Source organism: Candidatus Soleaferrea massiliensis AP7 (genome assembly GCF_000820765.1).
GTDB lineage: Bacteria > Bacillota > Clostridia > Oscillospirales > Ruminococcaceae > Soleaferrea > Soleaferrea massiliensis.
Map to the genome: position 1 here is coordinate 1 of NZ_CCYH01000002.1, position 20,474 is coordinate 20,474.

Genomic DNA, 20,474 nt, shown 5'->3' on the forward strand with positions numbered 1-20,474 from the left:
GGAGCTGATTTTTTATATGAAAATCACCGTAGAGAGAGACACCCTGCTGGAGGCTGTCTCCAATGTATCCCGTGCCGTATCCGCAAAATCCAACATCAGCGCGCTGGAAGGCATCCTGATGAAGGCCAGAGACGGCAGTCTGTTCCTCTGTGCATACGATTTAGAACTCGGTATCAGCACATCCATTTCCGCCGCTGTAGAGATTCCGGGCGAGCTGGTTTTAAATGCCAAGCTGTTTTCTGAAATGATCCGCCGCATGCCTTCCCAGAAAATCCTCATCGAATCGGATGAGAAGCTGCTGACAAAGGTACAGTGCGGCGTGATTCAGTTTGATATCCTGGGAATCCCGGCCACTGAATTTCCGGAGCTGCCGAATGTGAATGACAGCGAACAGGTCGAAATCCCGCAGAATGTCCTCAAAAGCATGATTGACCAGACTCTGTTTGCCATTTCAAGCGACGAATCAAAGCCGGTGCACACCGGTTCCCTGTTTGAAATTCGGGAAGGAAGCCTGCGTATCGTATCGGTCGACGGCTTCCGCCTGGCTATCCGCACAGAACCGATTGGCTGCGAAAAAGAGCTGCGCTTTATTGTCCCGGGAAAAACCCTCTCGGATGTTTCCAAGCTGCTGGCCGACGAGGAAGAACCTGCACAGATCAACCTCTCGAGAAAGCATGTAGTCATGGGCATCGGCGGTTATCATGTGACCTCGCGGCTGCTGGAAGGCGATTTCCTCGACTACCAGAAGGCCATTCCCACCGATCAGGTGCTGGATGTCACGGTCAATACACGCCGTTTTATTGAGTGTGTCGAGCGTATGTCCCTGCTCATCAACGATCGGCTGAAAAGCCCTTTAACGCTGCAATTTGACGAGGACAGAATAAAATTGAACTGTTCAACCTCGATCGGCAAGTCCTGTGACGAGCTGGAATGCAAAGCGGCGGGTGAAAAGCTGAAGATGGGCTTCAACAACAAATACCTGCTGGATGCGCTGAAAGCAAGCGGCTGCGACGAGGTACGGCTGAAAATCAATGGAGCGCTCGCGCCGCTGCGGATCCTGCCTCCGCAGGGAGAGAACTTCCTGTTCTTAATCCTGCCAGTGAGGTTGAAGAATGAATAATCAGACGATTGTCATCCATACGGAGTTTATCAAGCTGGATCAGTTCTTGAAATTTGCCGGCGCCGCCGAATCCGGCGGTCATGCAAAGGAGCTGGTGCAGGATGGAGAAGTCAAGGTCAACGGTGAAACCTGCACAATGCGCGGCAAGAAAATCCGCGCGGGCGATACTGTTGAGCTGGACGGCCTGAGATTTGAGGTCATATATGAAGATCGACAAGATTTGTCTGACTGATTTTCGGAATATCGAGACGCTGCAGCTTGAGCCGGATGCCGGTGTGAACATCATCTACGGAGACAACGCGCAGGGGAAGACCAACCTGATGGAGGCTGTCTGGCTGTTTACCGGCGCAAAGAGCTTCCGCGGCGCGAAGGAAAACGAGCTGATCCGTTTTGGAAAGGAACGCTGTGCGTTGGAGATTTCCTTTACCGGCTCGGGACGTGAAAATACCGCGCAGATGGTGTTCGGACAGCAGAAAAAACTGTTGCTCAACGAGCTTCCGCTGAAAAGCAGCGGGGAGCTGAGCGGGAAATTCTGCTGCGTCGTGTTCTCGCCGGTGCATCTGGCGCTGGTCAAGGACGGACCTGCGGCGCGCAGAAGATTTCTGGACACCTGCATCTGCCAGATGCTTCCGAGCTATCTGCAGGCTCTGTCGGAATACAGCCGCGTATTGTCGCAGAGAAGCTGTCTTCTGCGGGACAGCCGCGAGCATGCCGCCCTTCTGGACACATTGGAGATCTGGGATATGCATCTGGTTCAATACGGAGCGTATATTTTATCGGTAAGAAAACGATTTGTGGGAAAACTGCAGCATCATGCGGCCGAAATTTACAGTGGGCTTGCCGGAAATACCGAAAAGCTTTCCTTACAGCTGGCAAGCACCATAGACGGTACGGAGGAGGATGACCGGAAACTGCTTGAACAGAGGTTTATGGAGAAGCTTCATCAAAACCGCGCAGAGGATCTGCGGCTCGGCACAACCGGCGTCGGTATCCATCGCGACGACGTCGATATCCTGATCGATGGGAAACATGCGCGCAGCTACGGTTCACAGGGGCAGCAGCGCAGCTGTGTGCTCGCGCTGAAATTGGCAGAAAGCGGTATATTACAAGAGAAAATGGGCGAAAATCCCATTATACTGCTCGATGACGTGATGAGCGAGCTGGACCACCACCGGAGGGACTTCCTGCTGAATTATCTCGGGGACCGCCAGGTGTGGATGACCTGCTGTGATCCGCAGTATTTTTTCTCTTTAAAGAATGGGAAGACTATGCGGATGGAGCATGGCCGGCTGATCGGGGCGTGAGTCAGGGAGGAGAATGAGATGTATCTACATCTGGGACAGGACACGGTTGTCAAGAAGGCGGACATCATCGGCATCTTTGACATCGAAAACACCTCGGTATCCAAATCCACAAAGGAATATCTGCGCGCAGCCGAAAAGCTGGGCCGGGTTGTCAATGTCAGTGAGGAGCTGCCAAAGTCCTTCGTTGTATGCGGCAGAAACGGTAAAGTTACGGTATATATCTCGCAGATATCCTGCGCAACGCTCAAAAAAAGAGAACGGCAGGGCTTCGTTTCAGAGGGAAGCTTTCTGTGAGATCAATTACTTATTGTATGAAATATGATTGATATTACGATATGTAACATATTTCCCAGCCACTTTGTGGTAAACTGAGTATGAAACGCAGATGATCCGCTGCAGAGACACAACCAATCATCCTATGTCCGTGTGCTTCTGCCTCAAGAATTCTGCTTATAAAATGATATTTTACAGGCGGAAACACGCAATATAATTTTACATTGTGTATCATTAGATAATATTATATCTATATGTATATATAGTTGCCGGAAAAACCGGCAGTTTGAAGCGAAAACGCTTCAAAACCCATGGAGTCCTTTCAATATGAAGGGTTTGATGGGATCTTATCATCCGGCAGGGGCCGGAGCAACAAATAAAGGGGTGTAACTGTACATTGGATACGAATCAGGTTTATGATGAAAGTCAGATACAGGTACTGGAGGGACTTGAAGCCGTCAGAAAACGTCCCGGCATGTATATCGGTTCCACAGGTCCGCGCGGTCTGCATCATCTGGTGTATGAGATCGTAGACAACTCCATCGACGAAGCGCTGGCGGGATTCTGCAGCAAAATTACCGTGGATATCCTGCCGGGAGACATCATCTGTGTCCAGGACGACGGACGCGGCATTCCGGTCGGTATTCAGCCCAAGCTGGGAATCCCGGCTGTCACGGTTGTCTTTACCGTACTGCATGCGGGCGGCAAATTCGGCGGAAGCGGATACAAGGTTTCCGGCGGCCTGCACGGCGTCGGCGCGTCGGTCGTCAACGCACTGTCCAGCTGGCTGGAGGTGGAAATCAGCGACGGAAGCCACATCTATTACCAGAAATTTGAGCGGGGCGTCCAGGTGGACGACCTGAAGATCATCGGAGATACCGAAAAGACCGGAACAAAGATCACCTTTAAGCCGGACAATGAGATCTTCGAGGATCTGCATTACGACTACGACACACTGCTGATGCGCCTGCGCGAACAGGCATTCCTGAATGCGGGCATTCATATCAATCTGCGGGACCTGCGCCATGAAGAGAATCCGATTTCGAAGGATCTGTGCTACAGCGGCGGTATCCGCAGCTTTGTCGAGCACATCCACAAGCGCAAGGGACTGCAGACCATCCACGACGAGGTGCTGTATTTATCCTCGCAAAACGGGGATACCACGGCTGAGGTCGCGATGCAGTACAACGAGAGCTATAACGAAGTCATCATGTCGTTCGCAAACAACATTCATACGGTCGAGGGCGGCGCCCATGAGGTCGGCTTTAAGACGGCGCTGACGAGAGTGTTCAACGACTACGCAAGGCGGCACGGCATTTTAAAGGACAGCGACAAGAACTTCTCCGGTGAGGATGTCCGGGAAGGCCTTACCGCCATCATCAGTGTCAAGCTGACCGACGCGCAGTTTGAAGGCCAGACCAAGGCGAAGCTTGGCAACACCGAAATCCGCACGATGATCGATACGCTGGTCAATGAGAAGCTCGGGGAGTTTTTCGAGGAGAATCCTTCGATCGCGAAAGCGGTCATCGAGAAATCCCTCAACGCATCCCGCGCCAGAGAGGCGGCGCGCAAGGCAAGGGAGCTGACCCGCCGCAAAACGGCGCTGGAATCCACCTCCCTGCCCGGAAAGCTTGCCGACTGCAGCGAGAAGAACAACGATTACACTGAAATCTACATCGTGGAGGGAGACTCCGCAGGAGGCAGCGCCAAGCAGGGGCGCGACCGCACCTTCCAGGCCATCCTGCCGCTGTGGGGAAAGATGCTCAACGTCGAAAAATCCCGGCTTGACAAGGTCTACAACAATGAAAAGCTGCTGCCGGTCATCATTGCGCTCGGCTGCGGCGTCGGCGACGACCTCGACCTCAGCAAGCTGCGTTACGGAAAGGTCATCATCATGGCCGATGCCGATGTTGACGGAAGCCATATCCGCACGCTGTTATTGACCTTCTTTTTCCGGTTTATGCGGCCATTGATTGAGGAAGGGCATATTTATCTTGCGCAGCCGCCGCTGTTCAAGCTCAGCCGCGGCAAACAGGTACGGTATGCGTACACAGACCGTCAAAGGGATGAGTATATCGCCGAACTGGCCGGAGAAAACGGCGCGAAGGTGGATATTCAGCGTTATAAAGGTCTTGGTGAGATGAATCCGTCCCAGCTGTGGGAAACGACGATGGATCCGGAAAGCCGGACCATGATCCGCGTGGAGATGGAGGACGCCGCACGGGCGGATGAAATCTTCACCATCCTGATGGGCGACAAGGTCGGCCCCAGAAGGGAATTTATCGAGTCCAATGCGAAATATGCCAACAATCTGGATATATAAGATGGTGAACCATCGATCAGTGAGGGGGTAAACACATGACCGAAGAGAACAACAGAACCGCAGGAACTGCCGGGCCGGAAGCGTCTCCCGGAGAACCGAGGGATACACAGGAGCAGGATGAGTATGCGCAGCTGATTAGAAAGCTGAAACAGCAGGTCGGCGAGGGACAGTCTCCCGAAGAGGATGCGAAGGGCTATCAGCCTCCGCAGTCGTTTGAGGTGGAGGATATATCTGAGACACAGGAGATCATCCCGGAGATGGACATGGAAAAGGCTGTTGAAGAGCAGAAGTTCCAGCCCGAACCACAGATCAGCATCGGTCTGGAACCGGAAAATTCTGATCCCCAGCAGGAGACTGTACCGGAACCGCAGGCACTGCAGCCGGATGAACAGGAGAAGAGACAGATAGATCTGCGTAAGGAAGAGCCGCCGTTTGAGCAGACCTCCGCCGGTCAGCTGCGGCAGGATCCTTCTGAAGAGCCGCGGCGGGAAGATCGGATAAGCCCGGATCAAACCTATCAGAACGAATGGCAGTCCGATGCGGCGGCCGCTCAGCCATCTGCACCGTATGGAACGGGTCCTGATCAGCACGGCGGCAATGCGCAGCAGCATGCAGAACAGTGTCAGAAGGGTTGGGCGCAGGGATCGCAGAACACCCAAGCGCGGCAGAAACCAAAAAACAGCACAAAGCCGAACGACCGTATTTTCCAGCTGCGTTACCGTATGAGCATACAGGACTGGGATCGAATCAACGACCGGGAAAGAAAGCATTTGAAGGGCTATAAGACGATGCAGATTCTTGGCTATGTGCTGGGCGGGCTGGTGCTGCTGCTTACCTTCATCGCGGGCATCAGCGATGCGGTCAATGCCTACGAATATTATTCCTATGGCTACTCCATAACGGTGAATTTTGATGTGTTTGGCATTCTGCTGGGGCTGCTGCTTGTCCTGTTCCCTGTGTTCATGCGCAGCTCCATGAAAAAGAATGTCAAAAAGAGCTATATGTCCACACCTTCCTTCCGATCGGATATGACCTTGAACTTCTACGAAGGGTATGTGGAGCAGATTAGTGTATCCAGCAAAACCGCATATCGATGGGGATATATAGACAGCTTTCAGGAAACGGCGGAGGCCTTCATGATCTACACGCTCAAAGGGCCGCAGAATCAGGGATTCTTCATTCCAAAATCGTCGCTTACGCCGCAGGATATGATGATGCTTGACAGGGTCTTTTCCTATCTCAGCGGAAAATATCAGAAGATTTATCTGAAGAATTTTTTATAAACCATGCCGCTCCAGTGATCGAAGCAATACGAAACAGCTCGAAATAAATCGGAGAAGATACCCAAAGGATTACAGAGAATCCGTTCGAAGGAGGAAACAACATGGCGGAAAAAAAGGGACGCTCCAAGCAGGAGGACAGCACGGGCTCGGCGCAGGAGAGCCAGCCTAAAAGGGGACCGACGGAGGTCTGCCGGTTTGATCTGTGCTTCCGTGTAACGCTGGACAACTATATCAAGTTTAATCTTCTGCTGACCAAGGATACGGTGGACCGTGCCAAAAAGCGCAACCGGATCGTCGGTGTGCTGGAGATTCTGGTCGGCGTTGTCTTTCTGGTCATCAGCCTGCTGCAGGAAAACCTGCAGGGCGAATGGCTGTTCACCGCAATTTCCGCGATCATCATTGTGATCGGTGTCATCAGCCTGATCTATTATCCGTACATCTTCCCAGGACAGATGCGCAAGGCCGGCAAAAAGCATTATATGAAATCACGGTATCTGCAGAGTGAAATCCGCATCCAGATATCCGACAGCTTTTTCCGGGAAATTTCCTTGGGCAACCAGACCGACATCTACTGGGAGGAGATCCAGGGCATCAAGGACGCCGACACCATGTATCTGATCGTGCTGGAGGAAAAACGCTGCATCATCATACCGAAGAAGGCGTTCGACGAAAGCTCCCTGCAGGAATTTGAAGAATTCCTGGAGAGCATGATGAAGCGGTACGACAAGCAGCGCATCGAGCTGCATTTTTAGGGGAAAAGGGACCCAGATAAAGGAGAGCATATATGGAGAACCAAGAACAAAACAGCCGGGAACCGATCAACCCGGAGATAGAAAACCTGGAAGGCGGCATGGATGTCACCTACCATCTGGAACACGAGGACGTGGTAAACACACTGACCGTCTACAATAAGGAGGTCCACGGAACCAAGGGAAGGACCATCCAGCTGATTGTCTGCGCGGTGCTGATCGTCGGTTTTACCTTTTCATTTATCAAGGATCCGACCTATATCATGGGGCTGGTCCTAGCCATCGTGTCGCTGCTGTTGGGCGTGCTGATCTGGTTTATGCCAAAAATCCAGATCAATACGCAGGCGAAGGCGATCGCACAGCAGGACAACACGTACAGCATTTCATTCCGGAAGGACAGCGTTGTGATCGGAGAGGGCGAGGGACTCTACAACATCCTGTACACCGATCCGGTCGAAGCCTATGAGAACAATCAATATTTTCTGCTGGTTTTCAAAAAGAGCAAAATCTTTTGTATCCCGAAGCGGTTTATTGAAAAAGATCTTTTGAACATCCGCATTCTGCTGAAGGATGGGCTTGGCGAACGGTTCCACGATTTGATGATCAAGGAATCGGTCAACAGCCAAAAGCCGGACGGCCCGGATCCGGAACAGAAATAACCGGAACAAGAATCAAATCTGCGCGCATGCGTATGAATAGTGGGGTTGAACTTTAAAAATGGATATCAATGGCACGAATATCATTGGAGTCGATATCGAAAAAGAGATGAAAGACTCCTATCTGGCATATTCCATGTCGGTCATTGTGGGCCGCGCGCTGCCGGATGTGCGGGACGGGCTGAAGCCGGTCCACCGCAGAATCCTGTACACGCTCTACGAAAACGGGCTGGGACCGGAGAAGGCCTACCGTAAATCGGCGGATACGGTCGGTTCGGTGCTGGGCCGGTACCATCCGCACGGCGACGCGTCGGTGTATGACGCGCTGGTCCGTATGGCGCAGGATTTTTCGCTGCGCTATCCGCTGGTGGACGGACACGGAAACTTTGGATCGATAGACGGAGACCCGCCGGCAGCTTATCGATACACCGAAGCAAAGATGAGCAAAATCTCGGTTTCGATGCTGACCGACATTGAAAAAAAGACGGTCAATTTTGTCCCGAACTATGACGACCGCCTGCAGGAACCGGCGGTGCTTCCGTCCAGGTTCCCGAACCTGCTGGTCAACGGCTCAACCGGCATTGCGGTCGGCATGGCGACCAACATCCCGCCGCACAACCTGCGGGAGGTCATCGACGGCGTCTGTCATCTGATCGACAATCCGGATGCGACGCTCGATGAGCTGATGCAGTTTATCAAAGGCCCGGACTTCCCGACCGGCGGCATTGTCATGGGCAAAGCGGGCATCCGCGCGGCCTATGCCACCGGACGCGGCCGCATCACGCTGCGCGCGCGCGCCGAGATCGAGGAGGATAAGAACAACCGCTTCAAGATCGTCGTGACCGAGATCCCGTATATGGTCAACAAGTCGCGCCTGATCGAGAACATTGCGAACCTCGTCAAGGATAAGCGAATTGAAGGTATTTCAGACCTGCGCGACGAATCCGACCGCGAAGGTATGCGGATTGTCATTGAGCTCAAACGCGACGCAAACCCGCAGATCGTGCTGAACCACCTGTACACCTATACACAGATGCAGGAAACGGTCAGCGCCATCATGCTCGCGCTGTCAGACGGGCAGCCAAAGGTCATGTCGCTCAAGGAGATGCTGGAACAGTACCTGGCATTCCAGGGCGAGATCATTGTACGGCGCACGCGGTACGATCTCGAGAAGGCACAGGAGCGCGCGCATATTTTGGAAGGACTCAAAATTGCGCTTGACAATCTCGACGAGGTGCTCAGCATCCTGCGTTCCTCGAAATCCATCCCGGAGGGCAAAAGCGCCCTGATGGAACGCTTTGGCCTCAGCGAAGCGCAGGCAAGCGCCATCGTGGCGATGCGCCTCGGACAGCTGACCGGTCTGGAGCGCAGCAAGATTGAAAACGAACTGGCAGAGCTGCTCAGCCAGATTGAAGAATACAAGAAAATTCTGAGCGACGACCATCTTGTCATGGAGATCGTCCGCGAGGAGATCAGTACGCTTCGGGACAAGTACGGCGACGAACGCCGCACCGAGATCCAGGCGGTCAGCGGCGAGGTCGACATTGAGGACCTGATCCCGGTTGAGGACTGCGCCATCACGCTGACCCATTACGGCTATCTGAAACGGCAGGCTGTCGACGCCTATAAGACCCAGCGGCGCGGCGGACGCGGCGTCATGGGCATGCAGCGGCGTGAGGAGGACTTTGTCGAGGAGCTGTTCATCTCATCGACCCACGACTATGTCCTGTTCTTCACGAACCGCGGCAAGGTGTACCGGCTCAAGTGCTATGAGATCCCCGAATGCTCCCGTCAGGCCAAGGGTACGAACATCGTGAACCTGCTGCCGCTGGAGCCGGAGGAGAAGGTCACCTCGATGATCAAAGTCGATAAGATTGAGGACAGCAAGTATCTCGTGATGATCACCAAGAACGGCATCATCAAACGCACCGAGCTGGGCGCGTTCAAATCCGCACGCAAGAACGGCCTGATTGCGATCAACCTCGACGAGGGCGACGAGCTGGTCTGGGTGCGCCAGACCGAAGGCAGCGCCGATCTGATCATTGCGACCAAGAACGGCAAGGCGATCCGGTTTATGGAAGAGAGCATCCGGCCGATTGCGAGGACCGGACGCGGCGTGCGCGCCATCCGGCTGATGGAGGGCGACCATGTCGTCGGCATGTCGACGGTGCGGGACAACGCAACGCTGCTGGTCATCAGTGAAGCCGGACTCGGACGCCGCACCGCGCCTTCGGAGATCAAGGTGCAGCACCGCGGCGGCAAGGGCATCATCATCTACCAGACCGATAAGAAGGACAGCTTCGTCGCGGGTATCAAGATCGTCAACGACGACGACGATGTGCTGATGATCAGCGACGACGGCGTCATCATCCGAATCCGTGCCGATGAAATCCCGGTGCAGTCCCGTTATGCGGGCGGCGTCAAGGCAATCCGCGTCAACGAGGGCGCAAAGGTCGTCACATTGGCCAGAGCGCCGAAAGAGGATATCTCGGACGACGAAGGCGAAGAGGATGTCCCGGCGGAGGAAGTACAGAGCCAGGAAGCGCCTGCCTCAGAGAAAGAGGCAGATAACGTGGTTTCCCCTGCGATTACCGATTAAATTATTCCAAAAACTTGAAATTTTCAGTTGGTTGTGGTATGATAGAGGATAGGAAATATTTTCCTGTCCTCTGTTTTTATTTTGATGGAAATCACCGGTGAATCGGTGAAAATACACCCATCCGCCGGAGAATGCAGCATCAATCGAAGCTGGGCGTTTATAAAAAAGTTTAACTTTCAAAAAGACAAAAGACAGAGGGCTATGCCTGTAAAGAGGATGGAAGAAGGAGGAATCGGACATGTCACGCGTCATTCTGTTCACATCAGCGGATGAACGGTCGGACCGGCCGCTCCACGCGCTGATTCTGGCGCATGGGCTGGCACAGCACCGCCGGGTACTGTTTGCCGACCTCGATACGCTGCTGCGTTCGGCGGACCTATTGAGCGGGCTGCAGGACCGGGCGGTCTATACCCTGCGGGATTTTGTACAGGCAGGGGCGCGGCTTCGTGACTGCCTGCTCAGGGATGAATCCAACCTGGACCTCTATCTGATGTTCAGCCCGCCGGACCCGGATTTCAAAGCCGAGGAGCAGCAGCTCCGGGCAATCTGTGAAAAGCTGAAGGACCGTTTTGATGTCATTCTGCTGAACGTACATCCGTACAGCCCTTCCCTTTCCGCGGCAATGGCCGTTTCAGACTGTGCGGCAGTCATGGCGGCCTATACGCCCGCGTCTCTGCGCGGCGTAAGGAATCTGGGGAGACATCTGTCCAAAGAGGGCCGCATAGATGATCAGCGGCTGATTCTGACCCAGCTTCCGGCAAAGGAACGCATTCCGGTCGACGACATCATCGATTCTGCAGGTATGCGGCTGGCCGGGCTGATACCGGCGTCTGAGGAGGTGCAAGGGCAGCCGTTCTCTAAGCTAATAGAACAAAAACATTGCGATTTATTTCGGATATATGTGGAAATCGCAACAAGAATAATGGAATTATGACTTGATTCTTCCCTGCCAAATATGTTATAATGTACGCTAGGAGTGATATATTTAGACACCATGTCGACTCAAACCGACGAATCGTTTTGCAACAGAATCAATCCGTTTTTCCCGATAGTATGGTGTATGGATGTGTCTGAAACTATCTTAGAATAAACATTACAGGTAATTGGAGGGAAAGTCATTGAACATCGCATTGATCGCACAAGATTCCAAAAAAGAGCTCATGGTACAATTGTGTATCGCGTATTGCGGTATTCTCAGCAAACATCGGCTGTGTGCAACCAACTCGACAGGCCGGCTGGTCAGTGAGGCGACCGGACTGGAGGTATTTAAATTCTTAAGCGGCGAACAGGGAGGCGGCGAGCAGATTGCGGCCCGCATCTCCTGCAATGAAATAGATTTATTGTTCTTCTTCCGCGACCCGATGCTGTCGGAAAACCTGATTGTACCGAGCGACCGCAACCTGACAAGGCTCTGCGACGTCCACGGTATTCCGTATGCGACCAACATCGCAACGGCCGAGGCGCTCATCCATGCATTGGAGCGCGGAGACCTCGACTGGAGAAACATCGTCAGCCCGAAGGTGAACTGAGTATTCTGCATAAAAATACACAGAGAACACGGAGATGTCCGTTTAGAACAAGCTGCCTGTTCATGGATTGATGGACAGGGGGTCTTTGCGTCCTTTTAGAGGTATATAAAATCTTGAGAAGTCAAACAGGAATATGGGAGGAACAGAACGCATATGGCTATATTGACCAAAGCCCCGCGGGGCACACAGGACGTCCTGCCGTCGGACAGCTACCGGTGGCAGTATATCGAAAAAACTGCATTGGATACGGCGGCACAGTTTGGATTTCAGGAAACACGGTTTCCGACCTTTGAACATTCGGCGCTGTTTACCCACTCGGTCGGCGACACGACCGATGTCGTGCAGAAGGAGATGTACAGCTTTCAGGACAAGGGCGGCCGGGATATCACGCTGCGTCCCGAAGGAACCGCAGGCGTTGTGCGCAGCATGATCGAGCACGGCACGCTGAACGACGCGCTGCCGGTCCGCGCAAGCTATGTGACCTCCTGTTTCCGCTACGAAAAACCGCAGGCCGGCCGGCTGCGTGAGTTCCATCAGTTCGGCATCGAGATGTTCGGCTCAGCGGAGCCGATTGCCGATGTGCAGGTCATCGCTGTCGCCGACCGGATCTTCAAGAATCTCGGCATCTCGAATATCGCGCTGGAAATCAACTCCATCGGCTGCCCCGTCTGCCGCGCGAAATACTATGAAGCGTTGATCTCCTATTTTAAGGGATACAGCGACAAGCTCTGTGCGACCTGTCTTGGAAGACTGGAAAAGAACCCGATGCGTATCCTGGACTGCAAAAGCCCGGTCTGTTCAGACATCGCAAAGGACGCGCCGATGGTCATCGACTATCTGTGTGAGGAGTGTGCGGAGCACTTTGATAAGGTCAAACAGATGCTGCAGGAGATCGGCATCAGCTATACCGTAAACCCGACGATTGTACGCGGCCTGGATTATTACCGACGCACCGTCTTTGAATTTGTATCGCAGAATATCGGCGCGCAGGGAACCGTCTGCGGCGGTGGGCGATATGACGGTCTGGTGGAAATCCTCGGCGGAAACCCGACGCCGGCGCTTGGATTTGCCATGGGGCTGGAACGTTTGCTGCTGCTGATGGATACGCTGGGATGCGAATTTCCGCAGCCGAAGCGCTGCGACATCTACATCGCGCCGCTTGGAAAAGAAGCGACCGGCAAGGCCAACAAGATGGTGATGGACCTGATTGAGGAGGGCTTTGCGGCTCAGACCGATATGGTTGGGCGCAGCCTGAAGGCCCAGATGAAATACGCCGATAAGATCGGCGCGAAGTTCACGGTGGTGCTTGGGGAAAACGAGATCCAAACCGGACGGGTGATGCTCAAAAATATGCAGACCGGCGTTTCTCGGGAGGTTTGCCTTGGAAATGACCTGCTCAGCGCGGTATACGACATCACGGTTTCCGAAACCATCGACCAGATCACTGAGGAATACAGCTCCCTGTTGGGCAAATAGACGAAAGACCTCTCCCATTTTCACGCAGAGCCGGAAGATGGGAGATTCTCATATCAAATAGTATGAAACGAGAACCTTGCAGTCGTACGAGGGAGGATATCTATGAAAAAAAGAGCACTGCTTTGCATCCTGACCGCCGGTATGCTGCTTCTGGCAGGCTGCGGCGATTCATCCGATGCGTCACAGACATCATCGGAACCGTCATCCGCCGCGTCGTCCCAGCAGAGCGAGCCGGTCAGCTCCGCGGCATCGGAACAGACCGCCATCCAGCCTGTCAAACAGAGCAAATTTGAACAGATCGGCGACTGGACGGCCGAACAGGCCCTGCAGGTCGGGTTTTACGGCGCGCAGAGCCTGCAGGACAATACGCTGGTATTCCAAGTCCAGCAGGGCATGGAACTGGAGCTGATCGTCATAGACCCGTCAAACGGCCAGGAGCTGGCGGATGAGGATTTTGATACAGCCTTTATCAGTGTTTACGGCAACAACATCGCGGTCCGCGAGGAGGGAAAGGTCCGATTGGTGAATGCGCGGCTCGAGGAATTAAAATCGGTCGACGTTCCTTCAGAGATGAACCTTTGGAGCTACAACATCAGCAGTGACCTTGGCAAGCTTTCCTTTGCGGATGAAGAAGGCATCAACATCTATGATCTGGCGACCGGTAAGGAGAAGCAGCTTGACAAGCATCCGAATCCGAACGCCGCCAAATACATCGACAACGAGCTTTATAAAGGATCCTTCTTTGTGGATTCTGATAAGCAGCTGCTGGTGCGCAATGTGCGTTATGAGGACGCGCGCGGATATACGCTGTTCAACCTGAACAACAACCGGCAGACCTTCATCAATATGCCGCAGGCACGCGGCGAACAGGAGTTCATCATGCAGAACCGCGTGTGCGTGGTTCATCCGCTGGAGAACGGCTCGAGCGTGGTGAACGTCTGTGATTATCTGGACCCGGAACGGGTGCTGACCTATGAGATGACCGGACTCAAGGAAGGCGGCAAAGCGGCTATGAATGAGGAATATGCCTATTACTTTGCCGGCACCAAGCTGTATCAGATGGATCTGTCCGATGGAACGACACGGGAAGTGGAGATCAAATATCAGCTTGAAAGCCCAACCATGATGGGCGTGACAACAGACAACACCATCCTCTATGCGGATGGCGGCGTATGGTACAGCTGTAAGCTTGGATAGGGCGCTGCAAAGGTTCCCTATTCTGAAGCGCACAATTTTCTGCATCAGAATATATGTGTTTATCGGAAGATATGGCCCAAATGGTCATTAATAATGGTTATATTTCTATAATGAAAGTATAAAAGCACGAACAGTATACAATATGTATACTGTTCGTGCTGATTTATCCTATATTTTGAATTTATCTATGATCGATAGAAATTTACGAATCAGCCAAAGATTCGGTACCACCTGTGGTGGAGCAATCGCCTATGGCGTTCTGCGGCTGAGAAATGATTTACGCAGTGGCTACGGGAATTGGGGTACCGATGAAGACTACCGTAGGGAACGTAAGCGTCCGCTGCTAGCCCTTCCAAACACAAAGCCCCATCCAAAAGCCGTCCGCAGACGGCCGAAGCGGATAAAGGGATATCAGAGGGGATTTTCAAGGGGGCCATCTGGCTATAAGCGGCACACTGTATGGCCCCCTTGAACGGCCTTTCTTGGTTACTTCTTTGGCCGGCAAAGAAGTAACTGCCACCTTGCCAAAGTACCTTGGCATATATAGTAAAGCTGCCATGCTGCGGCGTATCAATGTCCCTTATCAATCGTCACTTGGAAACTACAGTACGTCTGCCTTGCCGCAGAGGTACAGCGCCCACTCTTTGCCAGACGTATGATATTAAATGTAAATGGAATACATGCTACTTTTCAAACAAAAAATCTCCTTTGGTATACAATTTGTATACAAAGGAGATTTTTTACAAAATAACGATTTTATTTGACAAAATCCACATCATGCTGCTGCAGCATCTCCACCGCGGTGTTGACGCGCTGTTTGGCATCCGGTCCGGTGGTCGCGCCCTGCACATAGTTGATGATCTTGTTTCGCTGCGATTCATCCAGTGTGCCGAAGTAGTTCAACGCATCGGTATGCTGTGCAAGCGACATGCCGAGTCCCAGCGGGATATCCCTGTATTCGTTGGTTGCGTTCTGGTCCTTGCCGATGTAGTCGGAATTGAATTTGTTATTCATGGTACCATCCTTTCAGCTTGTGTTTACTGCTATTCTTTCCGTTGACAATACGGTTTATCCATAGATGAAACGAAAATTGCCTGTGGACCAACAATAAACACGATGACTGTATGAAAGCAGATAGAAACAGTATTTCCGATTTGTCCAAAGGACAGGAGGCAGCCGTAAAGAAGTCAAACCTTTTCCCCTGTCTCTATAAAACCGAAGACAGCCGCCACAGGTATACCGTGGCGGCTGTCCCTATATTGTTTTATTGGTCTTATATGAAAATGGAAGATGGATGTAAAATTATTCTACATCATACAGCTTCGAGAGACGGAGCAGATGGTTGTATTTATCCATAGCGGTTTTTTCCGCTTTGGTGAACAGAACCTCTGCGCGATCCGGGAACGCACGGGTCAGCGAGCTGTAACGGACTTCGGAACGGATGAAGTCGTCATAGCTGGTGCTCGGCGCCTTGCTGTCGAGCTGGAACGGATTCTTGCCTTCCGCCGTCAGTCTCGGATCGAAACGGAACATATGCCAGTAACCGGACTGGACAGCCTTCTTGATCTCGGTCTGCGAAACGCCCATACCGCCCTTGATGCCGTGGTTGATACACGGTGCGTAAGCGATGATGATGGACGGTCCGTTGTAGCTCTCAGCCTCGTGGAACGCCTTGACACACTGGTTGTAATCCGCGCCCATAGCGATCTGGGCAACATAGACATAACCGTAGCTCATAGCGATCTGCGCAAGGTCTTTCTTCTTGACTTCCTTACCAGCAGCCGCGAACTGTGCGACAGCACCGGTCGGGGTGGATTTGGAAGCCTGTCCGCCTGTATTGGAGTAAACCTCGGTGTCGAAGATCAGGATGTTGACATCCTCGCCGGAAGCGATGACATGATCCAGTCCGCCGAAGCCGATGTCGTAAGCCCATCCGTCGCCGCCGAGGATCCAGACGGATTTCTTGGACAGGAAGTCCTTATCCTTCAGGATTTCCTTTGCAGCGTCGCATCCGCAGGCTTCCAGAACCTTGATCAGTTCCTTGGTAGCGACTGCGTTTTCAGAGCCGTTGTCAACGGTGGAAAGGTATTTCTCACAGGCAGCCTTGACTTCTGCGGAGGAAGCAGTCTTGGAGAGCTCCAGAACCTTCTCGATCAGACGGCTGCGCAGGGTAGCCTGAGCAAGATACATGCCGTAGCCGTACTCTGCGTTGTCCTCAAACAGGGAGTTTGCCCAGGAAGGACCGTGGCCGTCCTTGTTGACGGTGTACGGGGTTGCCGGAGCCGAACCGCCCCAGATGGAAGAACATCCGGTTGCGTTTGCGATATACATTCTGTCGCCGAACAGCTGGGTCGCAAGCTTCGCATACGGAGTCTCGCCGCAGCCTGCACAGGCGCCGGAGAACTCAAGCAGCGGCTGTTTGAACTGGCTGCCCTTGACGGTGGTTTCTTTGAACTTCTCTGCAACTTCCGGTTTCGGGTCGAGACCAAAGCCATACGCGAACCTGTTCTGTTCCTCGAGCTGGGTGTCGAGCTTCTGCATAACCAGAGCCTTGTTGCCCTTTTTGCCCGGGCAGACGTTTGCACAGGAGCCGCATCCGGTACAGTCAAGAACCGAGACGGTCATCGCAAACTTGTAACCCGGCATACCGGTCATGTCGACCATCTTCATGCCGGCCGGAGCCTTGGCGGCTTCCTCTTCGGTCATGACAGCCGGACGGATGACGGCGTGCGGACATACGTAGGAGCAGAAGTTACACTGGATACAGTTTTCTGGAATCCAGCATGGGGTATCAACAGCGATGCCGCGTTTCTCATAAGCGGCGGAGCCCTGCGGGAAGGTGCCGTCAGCGGCATCCACAAACGCGGAGGTCGGCAGCTTATCGCCGTGCTGGGAGTTGACCGGGATCAGGATGTTGTTGATGAAGTCGACCAGATCCTTGCGGTTGCCGGTGGCGACATGCTTCGGGAACTCGCCTTCGGCGGTCTTCCAGGAATCCGGAACCTTGACTTCATGGACACCCTCGGCGCCGCGCTCGATCGCCTGATGGTTCATGGCGACGATCTTTTCGCCCTTTCTTCCATAGGAAGCGGTCGCAGCGTCCTTCATGTATTTGATGGCGTCGGCGGCCGGGATGATGTTCGCCAGCTTGAAGAATGCGGACTGCAGGATCGTATTAATACGGCCGCCGAGTCCGATCTCACGGGCGATATCCACACCGTCGATCGTGTAGAATTTGATGTTGTTCTGTGCAATATAGCGTTTGACCGGCGCCGGAATTCTCTCTTCGAGTTCCGCGTCATCCCAGCTGCAGTTCAGCAGGAAGGTTCCGCCCGGCTTGATGTCGGAAACCATATCGTACTTGTCGATATAGGACGGGTTGTGGCAGGCAACGAAGTCCGCCTTGTTGATGAAGTAGGTGGATTTGATCGGCTGGTTTCCAAAACGCAGATGCGAAATCGTGACGCCGCCGGATTTCTTGGAGTCATATGCGAAGTATGCCTGCGCATACATATCGGTGTGGTCGCCGATGATCTTGATGGAGTTCTTGTTCGCGCCGACGGTGCCGTCCGCGCCCAGGCCCCAGAACTTACAGCTGGTGGTTCCGGCCGGCGTGGTGTCCGGATTCTCATCAACCGGCAGGGACAGGTTCGTGACGTCGTCCTCGATGCCGATCGTAAAGATCTTCTTGCCGTTCTCTTCCGCGTTTTTGTAAACGGAGATGATGTTGGCCGGCGTGGTGTCCTTGGAACCAAGTCCGTAGCGTCCGCCGAAGACCGGAATGCTGTCAAACTTCGAGTTTTTCAGCGAAGCGACGACATCCAGATAAAGCGGCTCGCCCAAAGAACCAGGCTCTTTGGTTCTGTCAAGTACCGTGATGGTTTTGACAGAATCCGGAATTGCGGAGAGCAGATGTTCCTTGGAGAACGGACGGTACAGTCTGACCTTGATCAGTCCGACCTTCTGGCCCTTGGCGTTGAGGTAGTCGATGGTCTCTTCGATGGTGTCGCAGACCGAGCACATTGCCACGATGACATGCTCAGCGTCCGGTGCGCCGTAGTAGTTGAAGAGCTCATAGTTGGTGCCGATCTTCGCGTTGACCTGATGCATGTAGTCTTCGACGATGGCCGGAACCGCATTGTAATATGTGTTGCAGGCTTCTCTTGCCTGGAAGAAGATGTCCGGGTTCTGCGCGGTGCCTCTGAGAACCGGATGCTCCGGATTCAGCGCTTTTCTTCTAAACGCGTCGACAGCGTCCATATCCAGCATGTCGCGAAGGTCCTCGTCGTCCCAGGTTTCGATCTTCTGGATCTCATGGGAGGTACGGAAACCATCGAAGAAGTGCAGGAACGGCACGCGGCTCTTGATGGTGGAGAGATGTGCGACAGCGCCCAGATCCATGACCTCCTGCGGGTTCTGGCTTGCAAGCATTGCAAAGCCGGTCTGACGGCAGGCATAGATATCGGAGTGGTCGCCGAAGATCGACAGCGCATGGCTGGCGACTGCACGGGCGGAGACATGGATGACGCACGGCAGAAGCTCGCCGGCGATTTTGTACATATTCGGGATCATGAGCAGCAAGCCCTGTGAAGCGGTATAGGTGGTGGTCAGCGCACCAGCCTCCAGAGAGCCGTGCACGGTACCGGACGCACCGGCCTCAGACTGCATTTCAACAACCTTGACTTCGTGGCCGAAGAGGTTCTTCTTGCCGTCTGCCGACCATTTGTCGGTGACTTCCGCCATAACCGACGACGGGGTGATCGGGTAGATCGCTGCCAGATCGGTAAACGGATACGACACGTAAGCGGCCGCATTATTACCGTCCATGGATTTCATTTTTCTTGCCATTTTCATATTCCTCCTTAAAAAATAAGACACTTTATCGATACACAGTATCGTTGGGGATAACCATACAATAACATGTATACTATCAAATTTAGCCCCAGCACAGGGCAGGAACGAAAGCTATTATTGTATCATTGATAAGAAAATATCAACAAGTGTACCACCTTAGATTCTACCATCTTTCCGGCGCGATGTAAAGGGTGCGTGTTCATCTTTTTATGATGTATTTGTAAATAATTGAAGCGGCTGCTCCGGAGAAATCCGCGCAGTGCGCGGGATTGCAGGTGTTTTAAGTGCATATGCAGAGTTTAGCGGGGCGAACAATGCCGGTTTACATTAATAAAGTAAACAATGGAAAGCAAACCACGGAAGCTTTGCCAATTCCCAAAAGAGCCGCAATCCCCTTCTTGCCCGACGGCTTATGTTTGCACATAACACCAGAAATCCTGGCTTTGATATGCCTTTTTCCAATGGGACGCCGCATTGTCCTGATGAATGACCGCTGCATACCATTCAAACCACTTGGGATGGAGCGATTGCCCGCGGCGTTCTTCGTTTGAGGAATCATCTACGCAGTGGCTGCGGGAATTGAGGCACCCGTCAAGACGGACTTAAAGAGTGCAAGCCTCCGCTGCCGCTACTCTACCACCCAGACGCCGTTCACGCCACTTGCGAAGGAATAGTTGGCTCACTGTTCTGCGGCTGAGAAGTTGTTTATGCAGTATTTTTAAGTTTCAGGATGCCAGTTAATACAGTCTTAGAGATCATAAATGTGCTCTGCTGCTAATCAGCCACCCTGTCGTCTGAATGCTGTGCGCACCATTTAACGAAATGGCAATGGTTGATGATGTTTTTCTATCAGGAAGTGATTTACGCAGCAGCTATGGGAATCGGGGTACCGGTAAGACTGTTGCAGGGAATATAAGCATTCGCTACTAGCTATGCCCAACCACTCAGCCCAAAACAAAACGCCGCCCGCAGGCGGCCGAAGCGGATAGAGGCATATCATAGGGGGATTTTCAAGGGGGACCATCTGGCCATAAGCGGCACTGTGCATGGTCCCCCTTGAACGGCCTTTCTTGGTTACTTCTTTGGCCGGCAAAGAAGTAACGACCACGTT

15 protein-coding genes are annotated in these 20,474 nt (G+C 53.1%); 13 read left to right on the plus strand and 2 right to left on the minus strand.

The window, feature by feature from the left end:
* The 13 genes from dnaN to BN348_RS00150 form a co-directional block, all read left to right on the plus strand.
* On the plus strand, window positions 1–1,120 hold a 1,120-nt coding region (gene dnaN, locus BN348_RS00090), incomplete at its 5' end, for a DNA polymerase III subunit beta (RefSeq protein ID WP_320408654.1).
* Window positions 1,113–1,352 (plus strand): RNA-binding S4 domain-containing protein, encoded by a 240-nt coding sequence (locus tag BN348_RS00095; RefSeq protein WP_040195451.1) that lies wholly within the window; start codon window positions 1,113–1,115, stop codon window positions 1,350–1,352. The genes dnaN and BN348_RS00095, both read left to right, overlap by 8 nt.
* Complete coding sequence (gene recF, locus BN348_RS00100) at window positions 1,324–2,424, plus strand: DNA replication/repair protein RecF (protein WP_040195452.1); 1,101 nt, start codon at window positions 1,324–1,326, stop codon at window positions 2,422–2,424. The genes BN348_RS00095 and recF overlap by 29 nt, the downstream gene beginning before the upstream one ends.
* A gap of 18 nt (window positions 2,425–2,442) precedes the next feature.
* Entirely contained in the window at window positions 2,443–2,718 is a 276-nt protein-coding gene (gene remB, locus BN348_RS00105; protein WP_040195453.1) for an extracellular matrix regulator RemB, read from the plus strand.
* Window positions 2,719–3,094: 376 nt separating this feature from the next.
* Complete coding sequence (gene gyrB / locus BN348_RS00110) at window positions 3,095–5,020, plus strand: DNA topoisomerase (ATP-hydrolyzing) subunit B (RefSeq protein ID WP_040195454.1); 1,926 nt, start codon at window positions 3,095–3,097, stop codon at window positions 5,018–5,020.
* Between the two features lie 35 nt (window positions 5,021–5,055).
* Complete coding sequence (locus tag BN348_RS00115; protein ID WP_040195455.1) at window positions 5,056–6,303, plus strand: YcxB family protein; 1,248 nt, start codon at window positions 5,056–5,058, stop codon at window positions 6,301–6,303.
* A 101-nt stretch (window positions 6,304–6,404) separates the two neighbouring features.
* Window positions 6,405–7,055 carry a YcxB family protein gene (locus BN348_RS00120; RefSeq protein WP_040195456.1) on the plus strand — a complete coding sequence of 217 codons (651 nt, stop codon included), beginning with the start codon at window positions 6,405–6,407 and terminating at the stop codon, window positions 7,053–7,055.
* Between the two features lie 32 nt (window positions 7,056–7,087).
* Entirely contained in the window at window positions 7,088–7,711 is a 624-nt protein-coding gene (locus BN348_RS00125) for a YcxB family protein (RefSeq protein WP_040195457.1), read from the plus strand.
* 58 nt (window positions 7,712–7,769) lie between these two features.
* Entirely contained in the window at window positions 7,770–10,307 is a 2,538-nt protein-coding gene (gene gyrA, locus BN348_RS00130; RefSeq protein ID WP_040195458.1) for a DNA gyrase subunit A, read from the plus strand.
* Between the two features lie 238 nt (window positions 10,308–10,545).
* The gene (locus BN348_RS00135) at window positions 10,546–11,241 is read left to right on the plus strand and encodes a P-loop NTPase family protein (protein WP_040195459.1); all 696 of its coding nucleotides are present in this window, start codon (window positions 10,546–10,548) and stop codon (window positions 11,239–11,241) included.
* Between the two features lie 184 nt (window positions 11,242–11,425).
* On the plus strand, window positions 11,426–11,836 hold the full coding sequence (locus tag BN348_RS00140) for a methylglyoxal synthase (protein ID WP_040195460.1): 411 nt from the start codon (window positions 11,426–11,428) through the stop codon (window positions 11,834–11,836).
* 153 nt (window positions 11,837–11,989) lie between these two features.
* Window positions 11,990–13,312, plus strand: a complete 1,323-nt coding sequence (gene hisS / locus BN348_RS00145; protein WP_040195461.1) for a histidine--tRNA ligase — start codon at window positions 11,990–11,992, stop codon at window positions 13,310–13,312.
* A gap of 102 nt (window positions 13,313–13,414) precedes the next feature.
* Complete coding sequence (locus tag BN348_RS00150) at window positions 13,415–14,509, plus strand: hypothetical protein (RefSeq protein WP_040195462.1); 1,095 nt, start codon at window positions 13,415–13,417, stop codon at window positions 14,507–14,509.
* Between the two features lie 756 nt (window positions 14,510–15,265).
* Here BN348_RS00150 and BN348_RS00155 read toward each other — a convergent pair.
* A complete protein-coding gene (locus BN348_RS00155; RefSeq protein WP_040195463.1) occupies window positions 15,266–15,523 on the minus strand; it encodes a YdeI/OmpD-associated family protein in 258 nt (85 codons plus the stop codon).
* Between the two features lie 288 nt (window positions 15,524–15,811).
* Complete coding sequence (gene nifJ / locus BN348_RS00160; protein WP_197068239.1) at window positions 15,812–19,357, minus strand: pyruvate:ferredoxin (flavodoxin) oxidoreductase; 3,546 nt, start codon at window positions 19,355–19,357, stop codon at window positions 15,812–15,814.
* Window positions 19,358–20,474: the final 1,117 nt, after the last annotated feature.